Source organism: Kitasatospora aureofaciens, from assembly GCF_019192735.1.
Classification (GTDB): domain Bacteria; phylum Actinomycetota; class Actinomycetes; order Streptomycetales; family Streptomycetaceae; genus Kitasatospora; species Kitasatospora aureofaciens_A.
The window spans coordinates 350,037-374,291 of the sequence record NZ_JAHTKP010000001.1; the positions used below are offsets into that span (position 1 = coordinate 350,037).

General features: G+C 72.4%; 22 protein-coding genes and 1 riboswitch. Of the genes, 10 read left to right on the forward strand and 12 right to left on the reverse strand.

Translation table 11 applies throughout. The features are described 5' to 3' along the window. Window positions 1-10: 10 nt before the first annotated feature. The 3 genes from KV557_RS01525 to KV557_RS01535 all read right to left on the reverse strand — a co-directional run bounded on the left by KV557_RS01525 (window position 11) and on the right by KV557_RS01535 (window position 4,872). Window positions 11-1,204: an alpha/beta hydrolase gene (locus KV557_RS01525; protein ID WP_218197704.1), complete on the reverse strand. Its 1,194-nt coding sequence runs from the start codon at window positions 1,202-1,204 to the stop codon at window positions 11-13. A gap of 87 nt (window positions 1,205-1,291) precedes the next feature. Next, on the reverse strand, window positions 1,292-4,027 hold the full coding sequence (locus KV557_RS01530) for a molybdopterin-dependent oxidoreductase (RefSeq protein WP_218197705.1): 2,736 nt from the start codon (window positions 4,025-4,027) through the stop codon (window positions 1,292-1,294). Beyond that, window positions 4,024-4,872, reverse strand: a complete 849-nt coding sequence (locus KV557_RS01535) for an FAD binding domain-containing protein (protein WP_218197706.1) — start codon at window positions 4,870-4,872, stop codon at window positions 4,024-4,026. Before KV557_RS01535 ends, KV557_RS01530 begins: the two co-directional genes overlap by 4 nt. 180 nt (window positions 4,873-5,052) lie before the next feature. Continuing rightward, window positions 5,053-5,240, forward strand: a riboswitch (M-box (ykoK) riboswitch). 385 nt (window positions 5,241-5,625) lie between these two features. Between KV557_RS01535 and KV557_RS01540 the strand changes: the two genes are divergently transcribed. From KV557_RS01540 to KV557_RS01560, 5 genes are all read left to right on the forward strand, one after another. Then, window positions 5,626-5,862, forward strand: coding sequence for a hypothetical protein (locus KV557_RS01540; protein WP_218197707.1), 237 nt, complete (start codon window positions 5,626-5,628; stop codon window positions 5,860-5,862). Between the two features lie 64 nt (window positions 5,863-5,926). Further along, on the forward strand, window positions 5,927-6,352 hold the full coding sequence (locus tag KV557_RS01545) for a winged helix-turn-helix domain-containing protein (RefSeq protein WP_218197708.1): 426 nt from the start codon (window positions 5,927-5,929) through the stop codon (window positions 6,350-6,352). Between the two features lie 54 nt (window positions 6,353-6,406). Beyond that, a complete protein-coding gene (locus KV557_RS01550; RefSeq protein ID WP_218197709.1) occupies window positions 6,407-6,910 on the forward strand; it encodes a hypothetical protein in 504 nt (167 codons plus the stop codon). Window positions 6,911-6,950: 40 nt separating this feature from the next. Continuing rightward, window positions 6,951-7,370, forward strand: a complete 420-nt coding sequence (locus KV557_RS01555) for a VOC family protein (protein WP_218197710.1) — start codon at window positions 6,951-6,953, stop codon at window positions 7,368-7,370. A gap of 143 nt (window positions 7,371-7,513) precedes the next feature. Next, the gene (locus KV557_RS01560) at window positions 7,514-10,138 is read left to right on the forward strand and encodes a glycosyl hydrolase (RefSeq protein WP_218197711.1); all 2,625 of its coding nucleotides are present in this window, start codon (window positions 7,514-7,516) and stop codon (window positions 10,136-10,138) included. A 4-nt stretch (window positions 10,139-10,142) separates the two neighbouring features. Here the strand turns inward: KV557_RS01560 and KV557_RS01565 are convergent, their stop codons facing one another. The 7 genes from KV557_RS01565 to KV557_RS01595 form a co-directional block, all read right to left on the reverse strand. Continuing rightward, entirely contained in the window at window positions 10,143-10,787 is a 645-nt protein-coding gene (locus tag KV557_RS01565) for a hypothetical protein (protein WP_218197712.1), read from the reverse strand. Window positions 10,788-10,928: 141 nt separating this feature from the next. Next, window positions 10,929-11,408 (reverse strand): cupredoxin domain-containing protein, encoded by a 480-nt coding sequence (locus KV557_RS01570; protein WP_308129720.1) that lies wholly within the window; start codon window positions 11,406-11,408, stop codon window positions 10,929-10,931. A 133-nt stretch (window positions 11,409-11,541) separates the two neighbouring features. Further along, on the reverse strand, window positions 11,542-12,873 hold the full coding sequence (locus tag KV557_RS01575) for a nitrate/nitrite transporter (protein ID WP_218197713.1): 1,332 nt from the start codon (window positions 12,871-12,873) through the stop codon (window positions 11,542-11,544). Next, the gene (gene nirD, locus KV557_RS01580; protein WP_218197714.1) at window positions 12,870-13,229 is read right to left on the reverse strand and encodes a nitrite reductase small subunit NirD; all 360 of its coding nucleotides are present in this window, start codon (window positions 13,227-13,229) and stop codon (window positions 12,870-12,872) included. Before nirD ends, KV557_RS01575 begins: the two co-directional genes overlap by 4 nt. Further along, window positions 13,226-15,811 carry a nitrite reductase large subunit NirB gene (nirB, locus tag KV557_RS01585; RefSeq protein WP_218197715.1) on the reverse strand — a complete coding sequence of 862 codons (2,586 nt, stop codon included), beginning with the start codon at window positions 15,809-15,811 and terminating at the stop codon, window positions 13,226-13,228. Before nirB ends, nirD begins: the two co-directional genes overlap by 4 nt. A gap of 32 nt (window positions 15,812-15,843) precedes the next feature. Beyond that, window positions 15,844-17,088, reverse strand: coding sequence for an NAD(P)/FAD-dependent oxidoreductase (locus KV557_RS01590; protein WP_218197716.1), 1,245 nt, complete (start codon window positions 17,086-17,088; stop codon window positions 15,844-15,846). Next, window positions 17,085-19,298, reverse strand: coding sequence for a molybdopterin oxidoreductase family protein (locus tag KV557_RS01595; protein ID WP_218197717.1), 2,214 nt, complete (start codon window positions 19,296-19,298; stop codon window positions 17,085-17,087). Before KV557_RS01595 ends, KV557_RS01590 begins: the two co-directional genes overlap by 4 nt. Before the next feature lie 192 nt (window positions 19,299-19,490). Between KV557_RS01595 and KV557_RS01600 the strand changes: the two genes are divergently transcribed. Together KV557_RS01600 and KV557_RS01605 are read left to right on the forward strand one after the other, a co-directional pair. Beyond that, a complete protein-coding gene (locus tag KV557_RS01600) occupies window positions 19,491-20,612 on the forward strand; it encodes a uroporphyrinogen-III synthase (protein ID WP_218197718.1) in 1,122 nt (373 codons plus the stop codon). Then, entirely contained in the window at window positions 20,612-21,313 is a 702-nt protein-coding gene (locus KV557_RS01605) for a sirohydrochlorin chelatase (protein WP_218197719.1), read from the forward strand. Before KV557_RS01600 ends, KV557_RS01605 begins: the two co-directional genes overlap by 1 nt. Window positions 21,314-21,315: 2 nt before the next feature. On the opposite strand, the gene KV557_RS01610 is transcribed toward KV557_RS01605, so the two are convergent. Beyond that, window positions 21,316-21,513: a DUF397 domain-containing protein gene (locus KV557_RS01610; protein ID WP_218197720.1), complete on the reverse strand. Its 198-nt coding sequence runs from the start codon at window positions 21,511-21,513 to the stop codon at window positions 21,316-21,318. 13 nt (window positions 21,514-21,526) lie between these two features. Further along, window positions 21,527-22,378: a helix-turn-helix domain-containing protein gene (locus KV557_RS01615; protein ID WP_218197721.1), complete on the reverse strand. Its 852-nt coding sequence runs from the start codon at window positions 22,376-22,378 to the stop codon at window positions 21,527-21,529. Window positions 22,379-22,568: 190 nt separating this feature from the next. Here KV557_RS01615 and KV557_RS01620 point away from each other — a divergent pair, with 190 nt between their 5' ends. The 3 genes from KV557_RS01620 to KV557_RS01630 all read left to right on the forward strand — a co-directional run bounded on the left by KV557_RS01620 (window position 22,569) and on the right by KV557_RS01630 (window position 24,198). After that, window positions 22,569-22,895, forward strand: coding sequence for a hypothetical protein (locus KV557_RS01620; protein WP_218197722.1), 327 nt, complete (start codon window positions 22,569-22,571; stop codon window positions 22,893-22,895). Between the two features lie 267 nt (window positions 22,896-23,162). Continuing rightward, window positions 23,163-23,627 (forward strand): helix-turn-helix domain-containing protein, encoded by a 465-nt coding sequence (locus KV557_RS01625; RefSeq protein WP_218197723.1) that lies wholly within the window; start codon window positions 23,163-23,165, stop codon window positions 23,625-23,627. Between the two features lies 1 nt (window position 23,628). After that, entirely contained in the window at window positions 23,629-24,198 is a 570-nt protein-coding gene (locus KV557_RS01630; protein WP_218197724.1) for a PIN domain-containing protein, read from the forward strand. The last annotated feature ends 57 nt before the right edge of the window (window positions 24,199-24,255 follow it).

A 24,255-nucleotide genomic window follows, 5' to 3' on the forward strand; every position in this document is an offset into this window, starting at 1 on the left:
GGCGAGGGGCTCAGGCCGGGTCGTTCAGGTGGGCACTCAGCCAGGTGAACGACGGTGGCAGCAGGCGGACCCACGTCGTGAAGTTGTGCCCGCCGCTGTCCACCGTCGCCTGGCGGACGACCAGCGGCGGACGGGCGGCCGCGGCGAACGCCGTCGAGTCCGCGTACGTGCGCCCGTCCTGCTTGCTGTCGGCGAGGAGCACCGCCACCGCGGGCATCGGCAGGTTTGCCAGGCGCCAGCTCATGTCCGCCTCGTTGCGCCGCTGCCGGCTGCCGCCGAAGAGGTCGCCTGTCGTCACGTCCTCCGCGGCCTTGAAGTAGCCGGACAGCGACACCGCCACCGAGAAGGTCTGCGGGTGCTCCATGCCGAGCTTCAGCGCGCAGTACCCACCCGTCGAGTCCCCGAGCACGCCGAGGCTCCCCGTTCCCCCGAGCACCCGGTAGGACGCCCGCAGGTCGGCCGGCACGTCCGTCGTGAAGTAGTGCTGCGCCTGCGGGCCGTTCGGGATGTCCTCGCACTCGCTGTCACGGGGCATGGACGGCGAGGGCCGCATCAGCACCAGCACCATGGGTTTCATCGCCCGCGCGCGCAGGAGGTCGAGTTCGTTCGCGGGATAGCGGAGCTTGGTGACGAGGTTGGTGGCGTCGCCGGGGAAGCCCGTCATCACGAGCACGGCCGGGAAGTGCTTGTGCTCGCTGCCCGCCTGGAAGTACTGCGGCGGCAGGTACACGTACCCGTCGGTGCTCAGGCCGGTCGTCCCGCCGGGGATGCGGACCTTGTCGAGCCGCCCGATCTGGGCCGGGTCGCGGCTCACCGATCCGGCGCCGGTGATCTCCGCCGTCCCGAGCATCTGGACCCCGGCCGGCGCCACGGGACTCGCCCCGGCACTCGCCCCGCCACTCGAATGCCCGCCACTCGACCCGGCGGACGCCCCGCCGGTGGGCCCCGCCCCCTGGATGACCCCGGTGCCGTGCTCGTGCCCGAACAGGTCGGACCAGCTGCTGTAGAACACGAAGTAGTCGTTGACGGCCAGCCCCAGCGTGGCGAGCAGGGTGAACTGGGTGAGCAGGATGCTGCCGAGCCGCAGGAACATCGCCGGCCAGCTGCGGACGGCCAGTCTGGGCCAGACCCACAGCGTGCCGAGCACCGTCAACACCGCGAACAGTGCCATCAGCGCCAGCAGCTTGTGACTGGTGAGTCCCATGGGTCCCGGCCTCCCCTACTACTGTGAACCACCGGCCGGGGGTCGGCGCGCGCCAAACACCCAGAGTAGCGGTCGACAAGCGGAGCGTCACGACCGCCGTCGGGCCAGCGCCTGCCACACATGGTCGCGCAGGAACGGTGCCTCGGTGAAGCGGATCCCGGTGGCGTCGCGCAGTGCGTTGGCGAAGGCCGGGGCGACCGGGTTGAACGGGCTCTCGCTCATCGACTTGGCGCCGAGCGGGCCGATCGCGTCCGAGGTCTCGGAGAAGTGCACCTCGGTGCGCGGCACGTCGGCGTACGCGGGCAGGCGGTAGCGCCGGAAGGCGGCCGTGGTGACCTCGCCCCGCTCGTCGACCAGGACGCGTTCGAAGAGGGTCGCGCCGAGCGCCTGGGCGACGCCGCCCTCGACCTGGCCGCGGCACTGCAGCGGGTTCATCACCCGCCCGGCGTCGGCACCGTGCACGCTGCGCAGGATCCGGATCTCGCCGGTGTCGGGGTCGACGGCGATCCGGAACCACTGGGAGTTGAACGCCACCGAGCGCGGTGAGCCGCCCCAGTGGCCCTCGCCGAACAGCTCCACCCCTCGCCCCGCGGCCGCCTCGAAGAGCTCCTTCAGCGACACCAGCCGTCCGTCGCACTCCACGGAGTCCGCGGTGAGCCGGAGTTGGCTGCGCGGCGTTCTGGCGTACTCGGCGGCGAAGGAGAGGATCTGTTCGGCGAGCGCGTTGGCGGCCTTCATCACGGCCTTGCCCGCGACCACCGTCCCCGCCGAGCCGAACGCACCGGTGTCGTGCCGCACGACGTCGGTGTCGGACTGCCGGATCGCGATCCGGTCCACCGTCGTCCCGAGCGCCCCGGCGGTGATCTGCTTGTGCACGGTGGTGGTGCCGTTGCCGAACTCCGCGGTGCCGACCGCGATGTCGTACGTGCCGTCCTCCAGCAGTTTCACCGTGGCGTCGGCGAAGTGGCCGCCGGGCGGACCGGTCGCGATGGCCGACATGGCGAAGCCCTGCCCCACCAGCCATCCCTCGGGGGCGAGTTCGGCACTGCGGTCCTCGGCGAGGGCGTTGCGCACCACCTGCAGGCACTGGTCGAGGCCGTAGGAGGCGATGTGCAGGTCCTCCTCCTCGCCGCCCGGGCCCTCCATGTGCTCCCCCGGGCCGATGATGTTCTTCTCCCGGAACACCAGCGGATCGATGCCGAGGCGCCGCGCCAGCTCGTCCAGCGCCGACTCCACCGCGAAGGTGACCTGGCCCAGCCCGTAGCCCCGGAAGGCCCCCGCGGGAACGCAGTTGGTGTAGACGGAGTACGCCTCCACCTTCTTGTGGGGCGCGCGGTAGACGCCCATCGACTCGCCCACGCTGTGGAACATCACCGCCGGGCCGTGGTTCCCGTACGCCCCGGTGTTGGCGACCACCCGGAACTGCAGCGCGGTGAGCGTGCCGTCCGCCTTGGCCCCCACCTTGACGGTGATCGTGAACGGGTGCCGGGTGGTGGCACCGTAGAACTGCTCGGCCCGGGTGAACTCCAGCTTGACGGGCCGGTGCAGGCGCAGGGCCGCGAGCACGGCGATGTCCTCGGTGAGCATCTCCTGCTTGCCACCGAACCCGCCGCCGACCCGGCCCGCGACCACGCGGACCTTGTCCATCGGCAGGTCGTAGAGTGCACACAGGGCCCGCCGGGTGAGGAACGGCACCTGGGTCGAGGAGCGGACCACGATCCGCTCCTCGCCGGTCTCCTCGTTCTCCTCGAAGGACACCAGGCAGCCGTGGGTCTCCAGGCTGGCGTGCTGCACCCGCTGGGTCCGGAAGGTCTCCTCGTACACCTCCGCGGCCTCGGCGAAGCCCTGCTCGACGCTGCCCATCTCGCCGTGCACCTCGCCGCAGACGTTGTTCTCCGGGCGGAAGATCCGCGACTCCGGGCCCTTCGGGTGGATCACCGGCGCGCCGTCCTGCATGGCCAGTTCGGGGTCGATGACGTACGGCAGCAGCTCGTAGCCGACGACGATCCGGCGGCAGCCCTCCTCGGCCGCGCCCTCGCTGTCGGCGACCACGGCGGCGACCCGCTGCCCGACGAAGCGGACCACGTCGTCGAGCACCCGGGTGTCGTCCGGGTCCTCGGTGGGGTGCTCGTGGCGGGCGGAGGAGTAGAGCCGCTCGGGCGCGTCGTGGTGGGTGAACACCGCGTGGACGCCGGGCACGCGCAGTGCGGCCGAGGTGTCGATGGCGACGATCCGGGCGTGCGGGTGCGGGGAGCGAAGCAGCTTCATGTGCAGCAGGCCGGGCACGTCGACGTCGAAGGTGTAGCGGGCGGTGCCGGTGACCACCTGCGGACCGGCGGGGGCTCCCGGGCTGCGTCCGACCGCCTGCCCGGCGTCCGGCTCCTCGGTGTGCTTCACACCGCGGATCGCGTCCTCGATCGCCCGGTAGCCGGTGCAGCGGCACAGGTTGCCCTTCAACGCCCGTGGCAGGTCGTCGAGTTGCTCTTCGTCGAGGGCGGTGGTGGTCATCAGGAAACCGGCCGTGCAGAAGCCGCACTGGAAGCCCTGGGCGTCCAGGAAGCGCTGCTGCATCGGGTGGAGTTCGCCGCCCCTGGCCAGGCCCTCGACGGTGGTGACGGCGCGGCCGTCGGCGCGGGCGGCCGGGTAGAGGCAGCTGTGCACGGGGGCGCCGTCGACCTGGACGGTGCAGGCGCCGCAGTCGCCGGCGTCGCAGCCCTTCTTCACCCCGAACCAGCCGCGTTCGCGCAGGTAGGTGCGCAGGCACTGGCCGGGGCGGGGCTCGGCGTCGGTGTCCTGGCCGTTGACGCGGAGGGAGAAGCTCATCGTCCGGTCTCCTCGGTAGGCTCGCCGACAGGTCCGTCGGCCAGTTCGCGCCGGATCTCCTCGGCGAAGCGGAAGGTCATGTGCCGCCGCCAGGCGGGCAGTCCGTGGATGTCGTCGAAGTACTCGTCCGGACGGATGCCGTCCCGGACCGCCTCCGCGACGGCCGCCGCGTTCGGCCCGGGCGGGAACCAGAGCCGGATCGGGCGGACGGTGGCGGCGGTGACGGTGATGGTCAGCGAGTCGTCGACCGGGTCGAGAGTGCCGATCAGCAGGGCGCCGGAGCGGCCGAGACCGTACAGCGAGCCCTGGCGGAACGCCGTCCGGCTCGCGAGGGCGCGGGCCGGCAGGGTGATCGAGCGCACCAGCTCGCCCGGGCGCAGGTCCTTGGCACCGGCGCCGGTGACGAAGTCCGCCACCCGGACGCGGCGCAGCTCACCGGAGGGCGCGCGGAGCAGGCAGACGCCGTCCAGCGCGGCGGTCAGCGAGATCATCGGGCCGGCGGGCAGGCCGTTGCAGAGGTTGCCGCCGACGGTGGCCATGTTCCAGATCTTCCAGGAGGCGAGGAACGCCCGGCAGCACTGCTCGAACAGGGGCGCGGCCCTCCATCCGGCGGGCTTGGCGAAGCGGGAGAGCTGGGCGACGGTGCAGGTGGCGGCGATCTCCAGATCGCCGTCGGGAGTGACGGTGAGCGGCTCCCAGCCCATCCGGCCGAGGTCGATCAGGCGGCGGATGTGCGGCTGCGGCTCGGAGAACAGGTAGGTGCCGCCGCCGAGCCAGGCGTCCCCGGGCTGCCAAGTGCCGCCGCGGCGGGCGTCGCGTATCTCCGTCACCGTGTTGAGGTCCATGTCACCGATTGAAGCCAGCGGCGCGAGTTCTTCACGAGTGGGTTCGCACACCATGCGCCATCGGCCTGAGCTGGTCGATCGTCCAGGTGCGGGCCGGTGGCAGGCGGTCGTTCGCGTCAGGAGTTCGACAAAGGTGTCGAGGATCGGCGGGTAAGGGGCTATGCTTTCGGAGGTTTGAAAAAGGCACCTCGTTCGGTGAGGCGTCTTCACGGACACAGGCCACTGACCCGACGACGTCGAGAGACGCCCAGGTTCAGGACAGATCTTCCCGACCTAAGGGTTGATCCCAAGTGGCTTCCCCGCAGTAGCACTTGCGGCTCGGGGATTACGCCGTGAAGTGCCAAAGCTCTGACGAGTTGGGGTGATCCGGTGGCCTCCGGCGGGCCGGTGAACTCCTTGCCGAGTCGATGAACGCACCGCGGTGGTGCGTCCGACCGGAAGGAGGCGAGACATGGACAGCAGTAATAGTCCGGGCCACAGTCGGCCCTCTTCCCGCATGCCCGAGCACGCCTCCGGCAGACGCTGAACTCCCCCTTCGCGCCAAACTTCTGACGGTTAGTCGGCAAGTGTCTCCGCCATGCCCGCGCGGCCCCGCACCGGACGGCCGCCACGGGTCGCGGAGCCGTGCGCCCCGGGGGCAGCCGTCGCACGCCGTGGGCCGGGCCTCTCGCGTCAACCCGCCACCCGTACGCCACGCCCGGCCGGGGCATGCCCTCGCACGCCCGTCGGCCGTTGAACCCGAGGTGAGTCGCCATGTCCGTCGTCGCTTTCTTCCACCCCACCCGGACCCTGCCGCGCCGCGGCCTGCGCACCGCCCTGTCCGGCCTCCTCGACCGGATCGCGGCCAGCCCGCTCGACAGCTCGGTGCTCCAGGCCGTGGACGCCCAGGCCCCGGCCGGCCCGCCGGTGCGGATGCGCGCTCGCTGGGAGGCCGTCACCGCCGCCGACGGCAGCAGCCGGCTGCGGGCCAGCTGGCACGCCGAGAACTGACTATCCGTCTGATCAACACCAATACAAGCCGATTCACACCGATTCACGCCGAAGGAAGTCCGTCATGGCCGTCCGCTACCCCCGGCTCGACGTCATCTTCTCCGACTACCGGGCCGTCGCCCGCGTCGCCGCCACAGCACCCGCATCCACGCCTGTACCCGCACCTGCCGCTCCCGTGCTCATCGCCGGGCCCAACGGGCTCGCGATCGACCCCGAGCAGCGGCTCGCGACCGTCGACGGGCGCGAAGTCGAGTTCACCTTCATGGAGTTCGAGCTGCTCGCCCACCTGGTCGCCCACCCGCTGCGGGTGCACAGCCGACGCCAGCTGATGGAGAACGTCTGGGGCCGCCCCGACAACGGCGACACCCGCACCATCTCCACCCACATCGCGCGGATACGCCGCAAGCTCGGCCCCGAGCACGGCCCGGCCGTCGCCACCGTCCGTCAGATCGGTTACAAGTACGACCCCCGGCTGACCGCCGCCGCCTGATCCGCCGCCAACTCCGCCTGGCTCCCCTGTCGACCGAGCACGATGAGGTTTCCGATGACTCCCGGCAAGCTGCTTCCGCGGCGCGGCGAGGCCGCGGGGCTGCTCACCGTCCTGACGCTCCTCGTCCTCGAAGGGGTAGCGCTGGGCACGGCGTCGGAGCCGAACCGGCCCGTGATCGGCGCCGCCCTGATCGGGGCCGCCGGGTCCGGCCTGCTGCTGACCGCCGCGCTGCTGGTCGGCCGCCGCCTGGCCGCCCGGCGGGGGCTGCCGCTGCCCCCGCCGGGCCCGAACGGCCCCGACTACAGCGCCCGCGCCCTGGAGGGCTTCCCGATGGAGGCCGTCCGCCCGCTGCTGCTCGCCGAACACGGGCCGCGGCTCGACCAGTTGTACGCCGCCTGGGTGCTCGCCCTCGGCGGCCGCACGGCGCCGTGGATCGCCCGCCGGCTGGACCTCCCGGTCCCCACCGTCCGACTCCTGGTGGACACCGTCCGGCAAGTGCCGCACCGGACGGCCGAACCACCGGCCGCCGCACCGCCGTTGACCGCTTCTCCCCCATAACCCCCCGTACCGACCGTCGAACCGAGAGAGGAACCGTTCGATGATCACTGCCCTGGACCACGTCCAGCTCGCCGCGCCGCCCGGCAGCGAGGCCCTGCTGCGGGCCTTCTACGGCGACATCCTGCAGATGGCCGAACTCCCCCGCCCCGCGACGCTCGACCGGCGCGGCGGCTGCTGGTTCGCCGCCGACGGCGGCCGGGTCCGGCTCTATCTGGGCATCGAGGACGGGTTCCGGCCGACCACCAAGGCCCATCCCGGCCTGGCCGTCGACGAGATCGACGACTTCGCCGGCCGGCTGGAAACCTCGGGCGCCCTGGTGGTGTGGGACACCTCCCTGCCGCCGAACCGCCGGTTCTACACCCAGGACCCGGTGGGCAACCTGCTGGAGTTCGTCGAGCAGCAGGTCACGCCCGTCACGGCGTCCAGCACGGAATCCCCCAAGGAACATTCATACAGTTAATCCCAACTGGTTGAACGGAAAAGGCTTTTACTCACTCCTTACCCGTTTTCCCTTCTCCCCCGGCCGTCCGGCGGACAGGCTTCGGTCTGCTCCGCCGGGTGCGCGACCCGCGCACCGCGGAACGTCCAGGGGAGGACTCCACCGTGCCCGACAGGCAACACCGACGGCTGCTCCCGATCGCCGTGACACTCACCGCGCTCGGTCTCACCACCACCCAGGCCTTCGCGGCACCACAGACTGGCACCACCCCCACCACCGTCACCGGCACCGTCACCACCCACGACGGCACCACGGGCGGCGGCGACGGCGGCAGCGACGACGCCCACAACTCCATGGAATCCACCGCCCAGTTCACCGAGGCGCGCACCGCCCCCGGCGTGGTCGCCCCCGGCGCGTACGGCGCGGCCTGGGCGCAGCTGAAGTCGCTGCCGCGTACCTCCGGCGAGTGGGAACACGTCACCAGCAAGCCGTACAACTCGGACGACCCGCGCTACCGCGACGTCAACTCCAACTCCAGCGGCGGCGCCGGCTACGTCACCGGCCGGATCACCGGCATCGCGGCCGACGACGACGGCTACGTGTACGCGGGCGGCGCCAACGGCGGTGTCTTCCGCTCCCGTACGGGCGGCGGCCACTGGGAGCCCATCTCCGACAAGCTGCCCTCCCTCTCCACCGGCACGCTGAACCTCGACGGCTCCGGCCGGCTCTGGTACGCCACCGGCGAGTCCAACACCGGCGCCACCTCGTACGTCGGCACGGGTGTGTATGTCCTCGGAGACCCCAAGCACGGCAGGTTCCAGCCGGGCGACCGCGTCGGCGGCGCCGAGCTGGAGTCCACCACCATCCACGCGCTGCGCTTCGCCGGCGACAAGGTGTGGGCGGCCACCAGCCGGGGCGTGTGGAGCCACTCCGCGACCACCCTCAGCGGCCCCTGGACCCTGGAGTTCGCGCCCAACCCCGAGTACCTGCCCGGCGGTTCGAAGGCGAGCGACCCGAGCGCGCCGTACAAGAACATCGCCAACGACGTCGCGATCGACCCCAAGGACCCCTCGAAGGTGATCCTGGCGGTCGGCTGGCGCGGCGGCGACACCTACAACGGCTTCTACAGCAAGGCGGCGGACGGCAGTTGGCAGCGCATCGCCTCCCTCGGCGACCTGCCCACCGACGCCGCGAACGTCGGCAACGTCACCTTCGCCCGCTCGGCGGACGGCTCGCGCTACTACGCGATCGACCAGTCCCCGGCGGTCATGGCGAGCAACCCCGACACCGGCCTCAAGGGCGTCTACGTCTCCAAGTCCGGTTCCCCGTCCGGCCCGTGGACCCTCATCGCGGACAAGGACAAGCTCAAGGGCTCCGGCTCCGCCCTCCAGGACCCGGGCTACCAGCCCGGCATCCAGTCCTGGTACAACCAGTTCCTCCAGGTCGACCCGGCCAACCCCGACCACGTCTACGCCGGCCTGGAGGAGGTCTTCGAGACCACCGACGGCGGAAACAAGTGGGTCACCGCGGCGCCGTACTGGAACAACGGCTTCCCGTGCTGGAGCATCGACCCGACCAAGCAGACCGGCGCCTGCTCCCCCACCACCCACTCCGACCAGCACGCCGTCGCCATCGGCAGCTACCAGGGCAAGGCGAACGTCTTCGTCGGCAACGACGGCGGCATCTACCGCCGCCCGGTCGACGGCCAGTTGGACGCGTACGGCCACGCCAAGGACTGGACCTCCCTCGCCGACGGCACCATCGACACCCTGCAGTACTACTCGGTCGGCGTCGGCAAGGACCTCGCCGACCCGTCCGGCCGGGGCGTCGTCGTCAGCGGCGGCCTGCAGGACAACGGCGAGTCCGTCCTGCGCGCCCACGACAAGGTGATGGGCTCGGACTTCGGCGGCGACGGCGCCGACACCATCGTCGACCCCGCCAACGGCTGCAACATCGCCGAGGAGTACGTCTACCTCGACATGTGGGTCACCCAGAACTGCGCGGTGAACGACGGCAGTTGGCTGAAGGACCCGACCAAGGCCACCTCCTTCGAGGTCGCCCCGCCCGACAAGGACCTCGGCGGCGCCGGCGCCCGCTTCATCGCGCCGATCACCACCGACCCGAGGAACACCAACACCTGGATCGCCGGCGGACGCCACATCTGGGTCCAGAACAAGGGCTTCGCGATCCGCAGCGGCAGCGAGTGGACCAGCGCCTACGACCTCGGCGCCGGCCACGTCGCCACCGCCGTCGCCACCGTCAACGGCACGGTGTACGCGGGCTGGTGCGGCCCCTGCAACAACCAGGGCTTCACCCGCGGCATCGCCGTCGGCAAGACCGACGGCACCGGCTGGCACCAGCTCGACCTGCCGGTCAACGGCCTTCTGCCGAACCGCTACATCTCGTCGTTCGCGGTGGACGAGAACGACGCCCAGCACGTCGTCGTCGCCTTCTCCGGCTTCTCGCGGTCGTGGACCGAGGGCCCCGGCGCCGGCATCGGCCACCTCTTCGAGACCCACGACGGCGGCACCACCTGGACCGACATCTCGGCCAACCTGCCGGACGTCCCCGCCGACACCGTCAAGCTCCTGCCGGGCGGCGGCCTCGCCCTCGGCACCGACCTCGCCGCGTTCTACCGTGCCCCCGGCGAGAGCCAGTTCAAGCTCCTCGGCGACGACCTGCCGACCACCTCGGTCCTCCAGCTGAAGACCGGCCCCGACGGCAAGCTCTACGCCGCCACCTTCGGGCGCGGCATCTGGTCCCTCGACCTGCGCCGCCGCGACAGCTGATCCCTCACACGTGCGACCCGGGCGTGGCGGTGGCCCCGCCGCGCCCGGCGCTCGCCTGAGCCACCAGGTACGGCACCATCCCGCGCTCCGCCAGCGCCGTCCGCCACGCCTCCCGGGCCGGCGCCAGCTCCCCGACGCCCCCGGTGTCCCCGGACTCCGCCGCCCGCGACCGCGACGCCGTCCCCAGCAGGCCGAGCCCGCCGGCCAGCGCACTCACCAGCGCGACCCCGGCCGCGATCCACCCGGCACCGACCAGGGCCTGCCCCGGCACCTCCAGGTCGTCGGCGAGCCCGAACGCGTACCCCAGCAGCAGGAAGATCGCGGCGGCCGCACCCGCGACGATCGGCACGATCACCGCCAGCACGCCCAGCCACCCCGACGCCCGCTCCCGCCCGGACGCGTCCACCGGCAGCCGCGCCACCGCATCCGCGTCCGCGCGCAGGGCCGCGTACCGCTCGTACTCCGGCGCCGCGGCAGCCAGCACGTACTCCGCGTTGTCCCGCGCACTCCGCCGCAGCCGCTCCACGCCGTGCGCCTCGTCCCCGATCTCGCGCAGCGCGGCCTGCACCGGCGCCCCCGCCAGCGCCCTGCTGAGCACCGTCTCGAAGTCGGCCCGGTCCTGCTGCGGCAGTCGTAGCGGCCTGTCCATGGTTCTACCCCGTTCGCTGTTCACCTGCCGGCCCCGACCCGAGCGTGTCAGCCCCACCGCAGCGCCGGCTTTACCAGCCCTTAGTTCTACAGCACTGTAGAGCATGCGATGGCACACGAGCGGCACACTTCACCTGTGGGGTCACGGAGCCGAGGACGGCCGCTGGGCCACCGTCAGGATGCCGCGCATGAAGTGGTGGAAGGTGCACAGGTACGAGTAGGCCCCGGGCTGGGTCGGCGCCGTGAAGGTGGCCGAGGTGCCCGGGGCGATGGGGCCGGTGTCGAAGGAGCGGTCCTGGGCGGTGAGGGTGTGTTCGACGGTGCCGGCGTTCACCACCGTCACCGCAGCACCGGGGTGAACGGTGAAGTTCGCGGGCTGGAACAGGAAGTCGGAGATCATCACCGTCCCCGCCGCCGAAGCGGTCGTGGCCGTCGGCCGGGGGGCGGCCGACGACGGCGGGGCGGCGGAGCTGCTCTCGGCCGGGCCCGGGCCGACGTAGGCGCTGAGGCAACCGCTGAGGCAACCGCTGAGGCAGCCGCTCAGGCCTGCGGCGAGCAGCAGTGCGCCGCCGGCCCGGGTGAGCCGGGCCGGCGGCCGCATCAGGGGGACCCACCGCTGCACTGCCGGCCTCCCGGGGACGAGAACGCGCTGAGACCGACGCTAACCGCCCGCCCTGCGCCCCGCACGCCGGGTCGTCCGACCGTGTCACGAACGGCTCCGTGGACGGCCCAGGCACCCGGACGGCCCGCCCGCCTCACCGCCGCCGCAGCCAGACCGCCCAGGTGAGCGCCGAGCACGCCAGGTACGCCACCAGGAAGCCCACGTACGCCGCGTCCCCGTTGTGGCTGGCCTGGAACGACTGCCGGAAGGCCAGGTTCACCAGCACCCCGCCGAACGCCCCGATCGCGCCCGCGAGCCCGATCAGCGCGGCGGTCCGCCGCCGGGACGCGGCCTCGGCCGCCGCCGGATCGGCACCCGCGGCGACCGCCGCCCGGGCGAGGGCCTGGTAGTGCGCGGGGATCATCTTGTACGTCGAGCCGTTGCCGATCCCGCTGAGGACGAACAGCGCGATGAACCCGGCGAGGAACAGCGGCAGCGAGCCCGCCCGGGAGGCGGCCAGGACCACGGCCGTCCCGGCGCCCATGGCCGCGAAGGTGGCGAGGGTGACCCGGGCGCCGCCCCAGCGGTCGGCGAGCCGCCCGCCGACGGGCCGCAGCAGGGAGCCGAGCAGCGGCCCGAGGAAGGTGAGGGCGGCGGCCTTGACCGGGGTGTCGAAGCGGTCGTGGAACTGCACCTGGAGCACCTGCCCGAAGGCGAAGCCGAAGCCGATGAAGGAGCCGAAGGTGCCGATGTACAGCGTCGACACCGCCCAGCCGTACGGGTCCCGCACCACCTCGCGCAGCGCCCGCCCCTCGCCCGACGACGAGATGACCAGGTTGTCCATCCGCCACCAGGCCCCCGCCGCCGCGAGCAGGATCAGCGGCAGGTAGAGCAGCGGCAGCAGCCGGGGGTGGGTGGCGCCCGCCGTGGCGAGCACGAGCAGGCCGAGGAGCTGCACCGCCGGGACGCCGAGGTTGCCGCCGCCCGCGTTGATGCCGAGCGCCCAGCCCTTGAGCCGGTGGGGGTAGAAGGCGTTGATGTTGGCCATGGAGGAGGCGAAGTTGCCCCCGCCGACGCCGGCGACACACGCCACCGCCAGCAGCGTCCCGTACGAGACGCCCGGCTCCAGCACCACCGCGGCGAGTGCGGTCGGGACGAGCAGCAGCAGCGCGCTGATGACCGTCCAGTTCCGCCCGCCGAACTTGGCGACGGCGAAGGTGTACGGGAGCCGCAGCAGCGCGCCGAGCGCGGTCGGGAGCGCGGTGAGGGTGAACTTGCCCGCCGTGTCGATGTGGTACTCGGGCCCGAGGAAGAGGACGAGCACCGACCACAGGCTCCACACCGAGAAGCCGATGTGCTCGGAGAGGACGGAGAAGACGAGGTTGCGCCGGGCGATCCGGGCGCCGGCGCGCTCCCAGAACTCCTCGTCCTCCGGGTCCCATCCGCTGAGCGGCGCGGGCCGTCTGGCGTCGACGGCGGTGGTCATGCGGCACCTCCGGAGGGGGCGAGCCGGACCGGCCAGCGCCGCAGGACGGCCGGGGCGCCGTCGGGGGCGGTGTCCTCGTCGAGGCAGCGGCCGTCGGTGAGGTCGAAGACCTGCTTGTACATCGGCGAGGCGAGGGTGGGCCGGTCGCCGCGGCTGCCGAGCAGGCCGCGGGAGAGCACCTGCGCGCCGCTGAACGGGTCGCGGTTGTCGACGGCGTACAACGCGTCCGAGCGGTCCCGGAACAGCGCGATCTGTTCGTCGTCGGAGAGCAGGACGGCCACGCCGCGGCCGGGCTGCAGGTCGTCGAGGGTGCAGACGGCGTGCCAGCGGGTGCCGTCGTGGATCTGTACGGTCACGGGGTGAGCACCTCCAGTCGGGCCCCGGCGACGAGCACCGGGGCAGTAAGGGTCTGTCCGGATTCGCCCGGGCGGGCGGGGCGGATCTGGCCGCGTTCGGGGACGAAGGTCACGGCCGGGTCGGGGGTGCCGGGGGCGTTGACGAAGGAGGCGAAGCGCCGCATCCGGCCGGGGTCGGCGAGGGTCTCGGCCCACTCGTCCTGGTAGCCGGTGATGTGACGCGCCATCAGTTCGTCGAGTTCGGCGGCAATGCCGAGCGAGTCGTCGAGGACGACGGCCCGCAGGTGGTCGAGGCCGCCTTCGAGCCGCTCCAGCCAGACGGAGGTGCGTTCGAGGCGGTCGGCGGTGCGGATGTAGAACATCAGGTAGCGGTCGATGGTGCGGATGAGCGTCTCGCGGTCGAGGTCGGCGGCGAGCAGGTCGGCGTGCCGGGGGGTCATGCCGCCGTTGCCGCCGACGTAGAGGTTCCAGCCGGCCGAGGTGGCGATGATGCCGAAGTCCTTGCTCTGGGCCTCGGCGCACTCCCGGGCGCAGCCGGAGACGGCCGACTTGAGCTTGTGCGGGGAGCGCAGGCCCCGGTAGCGCAGTTCGAGCTCGATGGCGAGGGCGGTGGAGTCCTGGACGCCGTAGCGGCACCAGGTCTCGCCGACGCAGGACTTCACGGTGCGCAGCGCCTTGCCGTACGCGTGCCCGGACTCGAAGCCGGCGTTGACCAACTTGCTCCAGATCACCGGAAGTTGGTCGACGGTGGCGCCGAAGAGGTCGATCCGCTGGCCGCCGGTGATCTTGGTGTAGAGGCCGTGGTCGCGGGCGATCTCCCCGATCGCGATGAGGCCCTCGGGGGTGATCTCGCCGCCGGGCACCCGGGGGACGACCGAGTAGGAGCCGTTGCGCTGGAGGTTGGCGAGGAAGTGGTCGTTGGAGTCCTGGAGGGCGCCCTGCTCGCCGTCGAGGATGTGGCCGTTGCCGAGGCTGGCCAGGATGGAGGCGACGGTCGGCTTGCAGATCTCGCAGCCCTCCCCGCTGCCGTGCCGGTCGAGCAGCTCGGTGAAGGCGGTGATCCCGGTGACCCGGACGATCTCGTACAGCTCGGCGCGGGTGTGGGTGAAGTGCTCGCACAGGCCCTTCGAGGTGCTGACGCCGGCGGCCTCCAGCTCCTCGGTGACGACAGTGGCGAGCTGCTTGAGGCAGCTGCCGCAGCCGGTGCCGGCCCGGGTGCACTTCTTGACGGCGGCGACGCTGTCGCAGCCCTGGTCGCGGACGGCGGCGCGGACGGCGCCCTGGGTGACGTTGTGGCAGGAGCAGAGCACCGCGTCGTCGGGCAGGGCGACCGGGCCGGCGGAGGCGAACCCGGCCGGCAGGACGAGCTGTTCGGGGGCGACGGTGAGCGGCTTGCCGGCCGCCGCGAGCGGGCGCAGGGTGCCGTAGGCTTCGGTGTCGCCGACCAGGACGCCGCCGAGCAGCGCGCCGTCAGGACCGATGACGAGCTTGCGGTAGACGCCGCTGCGGCTGTCGCTGTAGAGCACGTCGAGCGCGCCCTCGGCGGTGCCGTGCGGGTCGCCGAAGCTGGCGACGTCGACGCCGAGCAGCTTGAGCTTGGTGGAGGTGTCGGCGCCGGTGAAGCCCTCGCCGGCCGGGCCCGCGAGGGTGCGGGCGGCCGTCTCGGCCATCTGGTAGCCGGGCGCGACGAGGCCGTAGACCCGGCCGTCGGCGGCCTGCGCGCACTCGCCGATGGCGAGGATGTCCGGGTCCTCGGTGCGGCAGTGCGCGTCGACGACGATGCCGCCGCGCTCGCCGACCGGCAGGCCGCAGTCCCGGGCGAGCTGGTCGCGGGCGCGCACGCCGGCCGAGAACACCACGAGGTCGGCGGGGAGTTCGCGGCCGTCGGAGAGCGCGAGGGCGGTGACCCGGCCGTCCGGGCCGGTGACGACGCCGCTCGCGCCGGCGCTGGTGTGCACCGTCACGCCGAGGTCCTCGATCTTGCGGCGCAGCACCGCGCCGCCGCCGTCGTCCACCTGGACGGCCATCAGGCGGGGCGCGAACTCGACCACGTGGGTGGCCAGTCCGCCAGCCTTCAGCGCCCCGGCGGCCTCCAGCCCGAGCAGGCCGCCGCCGACCACGACGCCGGTGCCGGCCGCCTCGGCGTCGGCGCGGATGGCGTCCAGGTCCTCGATGGTGCGGTAGACGTGGCAGCCGGCGGCGTCCTTCCCGGGCACCGGCGGGACGAACGGGACGGAGCCGGTGGCCAGCACCAGGACGTCGTACCGGACTTCGGTGCCGGACCGGGTGGTGACGGTCCGCCCGGCCCGGTCGATCGCGGTGACCGGGTCGCCGAGGCGCAGGTCTATGCCGTGCTCGGCGAGGAAGCCGGGCGGGCAGAGCGACAGGTCCTCGGCGGTGCGGCCGTCGAACAGCGCGCTGAGGTGGACCCGGTCGTACGCCGGCCGGGGCTCCTCGGCGAGCACGGTGACCCGCCAGCCGCGCGCGGCGGGCTGCTCGGTCCAGGCCTCCAGGAAGCGCTGGCCGACCATGCCGTGGCCGACCAGGACGAGGTCCCGGATACTGCGGTCGTCAGTGGTCATCCCATTGTTTTCGGTCATCCCGTCGCTTTTGGTCATCGCAGTACTCCTCGGGTGATCAGGTGCAAGGGGTGGCCGCCGAGCGGTCCGTCGCTCTCCCAGGCGCCGGCCAGCGCGTCCACGGTGGCCAGGTCGCCGAGCAGGATCGCGCCGACCAGGCGGTCGCCGCGCAGGACGAGCTTCTTGTAGCTGCCGCGGGTGGCATCGGTGATCCGCAGGACGTCGAGGCCGGGGTCGAGGGTCTCGTCCACGGCGCCGAAGGCCGCGTACTCGAGGTCGCCGGTGCTGAGCCGGGCGCGCGGGCGGGAGCCGGTGTAGCGGGCGTCCGGGTCGGCGCCCGAGAGCCGCCGGGCCAGCACGTCGGCCTGCTCCCAGGCGGGTCCGGCCAGGCCGTGGACGATGCCGCGGTGCTCGGCGCAGTCGCCGATCGCGGACACGTGGGGCGCGGGCGTGGCGAGCCCGTCGTCGACCAGGACGCCGGTGCCGACCGGCAGTCCGGCGCCGTAGGCGAGGGCGGTGCGGGGGCGGGTGCCGCAGGCGAGCACGACCAGGTCGCAGTCGAGCCGGTAGCCGTTGGCCAGCTCCACGGCGCCGACCCTCCCCCAGCCTCCGGCCGGGGGTCCCCCCATGCCGCCGTGCACGGCGCGGGCCCGGTTGCCCGGGTAGCACTCCACGCCGAGTGCCAGCAGCCGTTCCCGCAGCACCGCGGCGGCCTCGTGGTCGAGCTGACGCTCGACCAGGTGCGGCCCCTGGTGGACGATCTCGGTGCGGACTCCGAGCGCGGCGAGCGCCCGCGCGGCGCTCACCCCGAGCACTCCGCCGCCGATCACCACCGCCCGCTTCGCGCCGACCGCCTCCTCGGCGAGCCGGCCGCAGTCCTCCAGCGTGCGCAGGGTGTGCACGCCCTCGGCGAGGCCCTGCCCGTCGGGGCGGCGCAGCCCGCGGACGGGCGGCAGCACCGGGTTGGAGCCGGTCGCGAGGACGAGCTCGTCCCACGGCTCGACGGTGCCGTCGGCCAGCCCGAGCGTCCGGGCCTCCGGGTCGAACGCGAGCACCTCGCAGCCGGGCCGCGGTTCGGCGCCGCCGAGCGGCAGCGCGATCGACTCGGCGTCGTACCGCCCGGTGAGCACGTCCGCGAGCAGCACCCGGTTGTAGGGGGCGCGCGGCTCGGCGCCGTAGACGGTGACGCTGCCGTGCCCGCCGAGCGCTCCGTACCGCTCGGCGAACCTGGCGCCCGCCATGCCGCCGCCGACGACGGCGATCCTCGGTTCCCGCGTCATCCCGCGACCTCCTCTCGATCCGTACGAGCCCCGACCGCTTGCGCCGCCCCCTCCGCAGGAGCCCCGACCGCGTACGCCGCCCCCTCCGTACGAGCCCCGACCGCGTACGCCGCCCCCTCCACCCGCACCGCGCAGACCTTGAACTCCGGCATCCGCGACACCGGGTCGAGCGCCGGGTTGGTCAGGCTGTTGGCCCGCCCCGCGCCCGGCCAGTGGAAGGGCATGAACACGGTGTCCGCCCGGATCGAGTCCGTGATCCGCGCCGCCGCCACCGCCCGTCCGCGCCGGCTGGTCACCGCGACCTGCTCCCCGTCCGCCACCCCGAGCCGCTCCGCGAGCCGCGGGTGCAGTTCGACGAACGGGCCGGGCGCCGCCGCGTTGAGCTCGGCCACCCGCCGGGTCTGCGCGCCGCTCTGGTACTGGGCGAGCACCCGTCCGGTGGTCAGGTACAGCGGGTACGCCTCGTCCGGCTCCTCGCCGGCCGGCCGGTGGGTGACGGGCGCGAAGCGGGCCCGCCCGTCCGGTGTCGCGAACCGGTCCAGGAACAGCCGCCGCGTGCCCGGGTGGTCCTCCGCCGGGCAGGGCCAGAACACCCCGTCCTCGGCCGCGATCCGCCGGTAGCTGATGCCCGCGTAGTCGGCGTCGCCGCCCGCCGAAGCCCGCCGCAGCTCGTCGAACGCCTCCTCGGCCTCGACCGGGAAGCCGCTCGCCACGCCCAGCCGGGCCGCCAGCTCGCGCAGCACCCACAGCTCGCTGCGCACACCCTCCGGCGGGTCGAAGGCGCGGCGCCGCAGGATGACCCGACCCTCCAGGTTGGTGGTGGTGCCGTCCTCCTCCGCCCACTGGGTGACCGGCAGGACGACGTCCGCGAGCCGGGCCGTCTCCGACAGCACCAGGTCCGCGACGACCAACAGGTCCAGCGCGCGCAGCCGTTCGGTGACATGCCCGGCGTTCGGCGCGGACACCGCCGGGTTGGAGCCCGCCAGCAGCAGCGCCCGGACGCCGTCCGGACGGCCGAGGCTGTCCAGCAGCTCGTACGCCGAGCGGCCCGGGCCCGGGATGCTTTCGGCCGAAACGCCCCACACCACGGCGACGTGCGCGCGGGCGGCCGGGTCCTCGATCGAGCGGTAGCCGGGCAGTTGGTCGGCCTTCTGCCCGTGCTCGCGCCCGCCCTGCCCGTTGCCCTGCCCGGTCAGGCAGCCGTACCCGCTGTACGGGCGGCCGGCCTTGCCGGTGGCCAGGCACAGGTTGATCCAGGCGCCGACGGTGTCCGTCCCCTTGCTCTGCTGCTCCGGCCCGCGCGCGGTGAGCACCATGCCGGTCTCGGCGCCGCCGAACAGCCGGGCAGCCTCCCGCAGTTGGTGCGCGGGCACGCCGGTGATCCGCTCCACCCGGTCCGGCCAGTGCGCCATCGCCGACTCTCGGGCCGCCTCGAAGCCGCTGGTCCGGGCGGCGACGAAGTCCTTGTCCAGCAGACCGTCGGCGATCACCAGGTGCAGCAGGCCGAGCGCGAGCGCCAGGTCGCCGCCGGGCCTGGGCTGGAGGTGCAGGTCGGCGAGTTCGGCGGTGCGGGTGCGGCGCGGGTCGACGACGATCAACGTGCCGCCGTTCTCCCGCAGTTCACGGAAGTACCGGAGGGCCGGCGGCATCGTCTCGGCCGGGTTGCCGCCGACCAGGATCAGGCAGCCGGTGTGCGGGATGTCCGCGAGCGGGAACGGCAGCCCGCGGTCCAGGCCGAACGCCCTGCGGTGCGCGGCCGCCGCCGAGGACATGCAGAACCGGCCGTTGTAGTCGATGTTGGCGGTGCCCAGCACCACCCGGGCGAACTTGCCCAGCAGGTACGCCTTCTCGTTGGTCAGCCCGCCCCCGCCGAACACGCCCACCGCGTCCGGCCCGTGCTCCGCCCGCACCCGGGCCAGCCCGGCCGCCACCCGGTCCAGCGCCTCCGGCCAGCCGGCCGCCCGCAGCGGCCCGCCGGGCCGGTCGCGCAGCAGCGGGCCGGTCAGCCGGACGTCGCGGGCGAGCAGGGCGGGCGCCGAGCGGCCCTTGCCGCAGAGCGCACCCCGGTTGACCGGGAAGTCCGGCCGCTCCAGCACCTCGGCCGGGGCGTCCGCCGTCGGGCCGCCCAGCCGCATGCCGCACTGCAGCGAGCAGTACGGGCAGTGGGTGTCGGTGGGCGCCGTGGGGGCCGGCGGGCTGGTCAACGTCATGCCGAGGAATCTCGCCGTCCGCTGTTTCACGTCCGGGTCACGCGTGTTGCGTGCGCGGTACACCTCTCTCACGGCACCCGGGCCGCAGGGTGCGCGGACGGACATCTGCCGTAACCGGAGCGGCGGTTTCGCTTACCTGCAGGTGACGGCCGGGCAACGCCCCCGTAACGTGCGCGCCGCACCCTGACCGACATGGCAACCCTCACCCAGCCCGGACCGCTCACCGGCTTCACCGTCGGGGTCACCGCCGCACGCCGCCGCGAGGAACTCGTCGCCCTCCTCACCCGGCGCGGCGCCCAGGTGGTCGAGGCGCCGGTGCTGCGCATCATGCCGCTCGCGGACGACCTCGCCCTGCGCGAGGCCACCGAGCGCTGCCTCGCCGCCCCGCTCGACTACGTGGTCGCCACCACGGGCGTCGGCTGGCGCGGCTGGATGAGCGCCGCCGAGGGGTGGGGGCGCGGCGCCGCGCTCGCCGAGGCCTGCCGGTCCGCGGTCGTGCTCAGCCGGGGGCCCAAGGCCACCGGCGCGGTGCGGGCCAGCGGGCTCGGCGAGGGCTTCTCCCCCGGCTCCGAGGCCACCGACGAACTGCTCACCTGGCTGCTCGCCCGCCCGCTCGCCGGGCGCCGGATCGCCGTCCAGGAGCACGGCGTGCGGCTGGACGCCTTCGCGGCGGCGCTGCGCGAACGCGGCGCCGAGGTGATCTCCGTCCCCGTCTACCGCTGGGCGCCGCCGGACGACATGGCGCCGGTCCGGCGGCTGGTCGAGCAGACGGTCCGGCGGCAGGTGCACGCGCTCACCTTCACCAGCGCGCCGGCCGTCACCGCCTTCATTGCGACCGCCGATGCCGAGGGCCTGCGCGAGCCCCTGCTGGACGCGCTGCGCGCGGACGTCCTGCCGGTCTGCGTCGGCACCCTGTGCGCCCGCCCGTTCGCGGAGCTCGGCCTGCCGACCGTCTTCCCGGAACGCGGCCGGCTCGGCTCGCTCGTCCGCCTGCTCGCGGAGACCCTGCCCACCCTCGGACGGCGCGAACTCTCCCTCTCCGGCACGGTGTTGACGCTCCAGGGCAACGCCGCCCTGGTCGACGGCGAGAGCCACTGGCTCAGCCCGCGCGGCGCCGCCGTCCTCCGCGCCCTCGCCGAACGGCCGGGCCGGGTGCTCAGCCGGGCCGAACTCCTGCGCGCCGCCTGGGCGGACGCGAGCGCCGACGAGCACGCCGTCGAGGCCGCCGTCGGACGGCTGCGCGCGGCGCTCGGCCCGCACGCAGGGCTGATCCGGACCGTCCCGAAGCGCGGCTACCGGCTGGCGGCGGGCTGATGCCGCCCGTCCTGCTCGCCGTCGCCCACGGCAGCCGCGACCCGGCGGCCTCCGCCACAATCCGGGCCTTGCTGCGACGGGTTCGCGTGCTGCGGCCCGAACTGACCGTCCGCTGCTGCTTCCTGGACCTCGCCGAGCCCTCGCTCTCCGACGCCCTCGCCCAACTCGCGGGCAGCAGACCGATCCTAGTGCCGATACTCCTCAGCACCGGCTACCACCTGCGCGTCGACCTCCCGGCCGCCCTCGCCACCGCCGGCCTCCCCCTCTCCCACCTCGCCCCCGTCCTGGGCCCACACCCCCTGCTGGCCGAAGCACTGGCCGACCGCCTGGCAGAATCCGGTGCCACCCCCAACGCCCCAGTCGTCCTAGCGGCAGCCGGCTCCTCCGACCCGGCCGCAGCCGAAGACACCGCAAGGATGGCGCATCTGCTAGCCACGCACCTGGGCCGCCCCGTCATCCCAGCCCACCTGTCAGCGGCCACCCCCACCCCCCACGAGGCCGTGGCCGCCCTCCAAACCGCCGGCCACCGCGAGGTCGCAGTAGCCACCTACCTCCTGGCCCCCGGCTTCTTCGCCCGCCGAGCCGTGACAACGACGGCGACGTGGACGAGCCCTCCACTGGCCGCCCACGACGCAATAGCCCGCCTGATCCTCCACCGCTACGACGAAGCGCGCGCTCCCCTCGCCCTGGCCGCCGCCTGACGTTACGCCGTCAGGTGGTCGAACTCCCCCGCTTTGACGCCGCATATGAAGGCGCGGAGCGTGTCAGGCGTGGTGGTGATGACGCTGTCCGGGTCGTCGCTCTCGCGGATTTTGATGGCGCCGTCGGCGGTTGCTGAGACATACACGCAGTTGGCGGCGTCGCCACTGAACGAGGACTTCTGCCAATTGTGAACGGCCATACTCGGTCCTGTCTCAGATCCTCTGGGCGATGCGGCGGATGAGGTCACGGGATGCGTCCGGCTGAAGCGCACTCACCTCCAACCGGTCCATCACAGCCCGATACTTGATCAACTGCGGCTCGGTGTCAATGAACTCCGATCTGTCGCCATCGACCTGGACACTGTCCAATCGTGCGACCTCGGCGTTGAAGTACACAATCCCGGCGCCGGAGCTGGGGTAGCTCCCGGTGCCGAACGGGATCACCCGCAGGTCGATGTGCGGCCGCTCGCTCGCGGTCAGCAGATATTCCAGCTGCCCACGGGCAACCTTCGGACCGCCGAAGCCCATGCGCAAGGCGGCCTCGTGGACGACAGCGGACAGCGGGATCGGCTGCTCGCCATAGATCACTGCCTGCCGTTTGATGCGATGGGAGACGAGATGTTCCACCTCTGGCGGCGAGAAGGGTGGGACGACATCCCGAAAGAGTGCGCGAGCGTGTTCCGGGGTCTGGAGGAGTCCAGGGATGTGAATCGCGGAAGCGATCCGCATTGATTGCGCATGGTGTTCGAGTACGGCCAGGTCAAGCGCTCCGGCCGGAAGGATCTCGCGGTACTCCTCCCACCATCCCCTCGTGCGGCCGCCGGTCATGCGGGTCAGCGCGTCGATCAGGGCGTCATCCGCGCAGCCATAGAGGCGCGCCAGGGCCCGTACCCGGTCCGCGCTCACCGGGTATCCCCCGGATTCGATGTTGCTGATGCGGGACTGCTGGGTACCGTGCAGTTCCCCGGCACGCGTGACCGACAGCCCTGCCTGCTCGCGCAACCGGCGCAACTCCGCGCCGAGTCGCCGCTGCCGGATGCTCGGTGGGATCTTGCTGGGCGGCATCCGCTGCTCCCTTCCCTCGCTCGCCGTGGCCGGCGCCGTTCATCCTTTGGAGTGGCGATGCCATGGATTCCCCAAAGGCAATGGACTACATACTACCGGCCGACTACCTTTGATCCTGCGTCAGGAATGCCGTGCTGCTCGTGGTGGTGGCAGCGCCGCGTCCCAACTCCCTTTCATGTAGGAGACTTCCATGACCGCTGCGCCCTCGCCAAACCCCCGCGTACCCTTCGACCAGGAGCTGTGCGGGCTCGTGCTCGACACCGCGCCCCGCCTGTTCGCCGTCGTCCAGGTGTGCGGGGATGGCCTTGCGGACGCCGACGGGTGGGTCGTGGCCTGGGGGCTCGCCGACAGCGACGGCCCGGCCCACGTGATCGGCATCGACGGGCGGGCGCGCATGACCCTCGCGTCTCCCGAGCGAGCCGTGCGTCACTTCGCCGGGCGGCCGGGGATCACCGCACGGCTGGTCTGGCTCGCGCAGCCGAGTGCCGCCGCGATGGATCGGGCCGAAGCCGCCTGATTCGAAAATCCCCCGTTCCGCGTTGGGGTGGGCGGGCCCGCGTCTTGGACGCGGGCCCGCCCACCCATCCGTTCCAGCTCGCCCCACAGCGCATGCCGTCCTCTGCGTAGGAAGTCGGCCTGGCCGACTTCCTACGCAGAGGGTCCGAACAATGCCGCCGCCCAGGATCAGATGGGCGATGCCCCGCGAGGGCAGAAACACGCCGAAGACGGGTTGCGACTGCTTCGTTTATTGCGAATAATTCGAATAGGACACTGGAGGGAAGCCATGGGAACTGTCACAGGCAGGAAGATCGAACCTGGCATCGTCGACGCAGGTGATGCTCGGCGTGCCCTCAGCCGGATCACCGACTACCTCTCGCGCACAGCTCAGAGCAACAAGGACATCGAGGTCCACCTCGAAACAGGAGCGCACGACGAGGCTCTTGTGCTCCCTAGGCCTGTGGCTGAGATGTTCGCCTCGATGTTGGCGGCCCTCGCCAACGGACAGGGTGTCCAGATCATCCCGGTCGATGCCGAGCTGACCACTCAGCAGGCTGCCGACATGCTGAACGTCTCCCGCCCGTACCTCATCGGGCTGCTGGAGTCCGGGAAGATCCCTTACAGGCTCGTGGGTCGGCACCGCCGCATCCGTGTCGATGCTCTTCGCCAGTACCTTCGCGAGGACGATGCGGCACGAAAGGACGCCGCCGACGAACTCATGCGCTTGGACCAGGAGCTGGGACTGCTCTGACATGGCCTTCGTCGTCATCTATGACGCGTGCGTGCTGTACCCCAACACCCTGAGGGATCTCCTCATGCGTGTCTCGCTAAGGGGACTTGTGCGCGCGCAATGGACTGACACCATCCTTGACGAGGTTGACCGCAACCTCATCAAGGACTTTCAGATCCCTCCGGAGAGGCTCCAGCGACGTCGGGAGCTAATGAATCAGGCGGTCCGTGACTGTCTCGTCACGGGGTTCGAGTCCCTGATCGAAGGGCTCAAGCTCCCGGATCCCGATGATCGACATGTATTGGCTGCGGCGATCAGGGCAGGAGCCCAAGTGATCGTCACCAACAATCGAAAGGACTTCCCATCCGACTACCTCGGCTCGTTCGGCATCGAGCGGAAGAGTGCCGATGACTTCGTGATGGACCTCATCGGGCTGGATGATCGGATCGTCTACTCGTGCGTCCAGGAGATCGCTCTGAGCCGGCGCAAACCGCCACAGACGCTTGACGACGTACTGGGCCAGCTTGAGAAGTCCGGTCTGAGTCAGTCGGTGGCTGCCTTGCGCCTCGGCTGGGTCGCAGAAGAGGGATAGTCGTCTAAAAGGGCGAAGGGCCCGCCGCGCAGCATGCGGCGGGCCCCGAACAGGCGC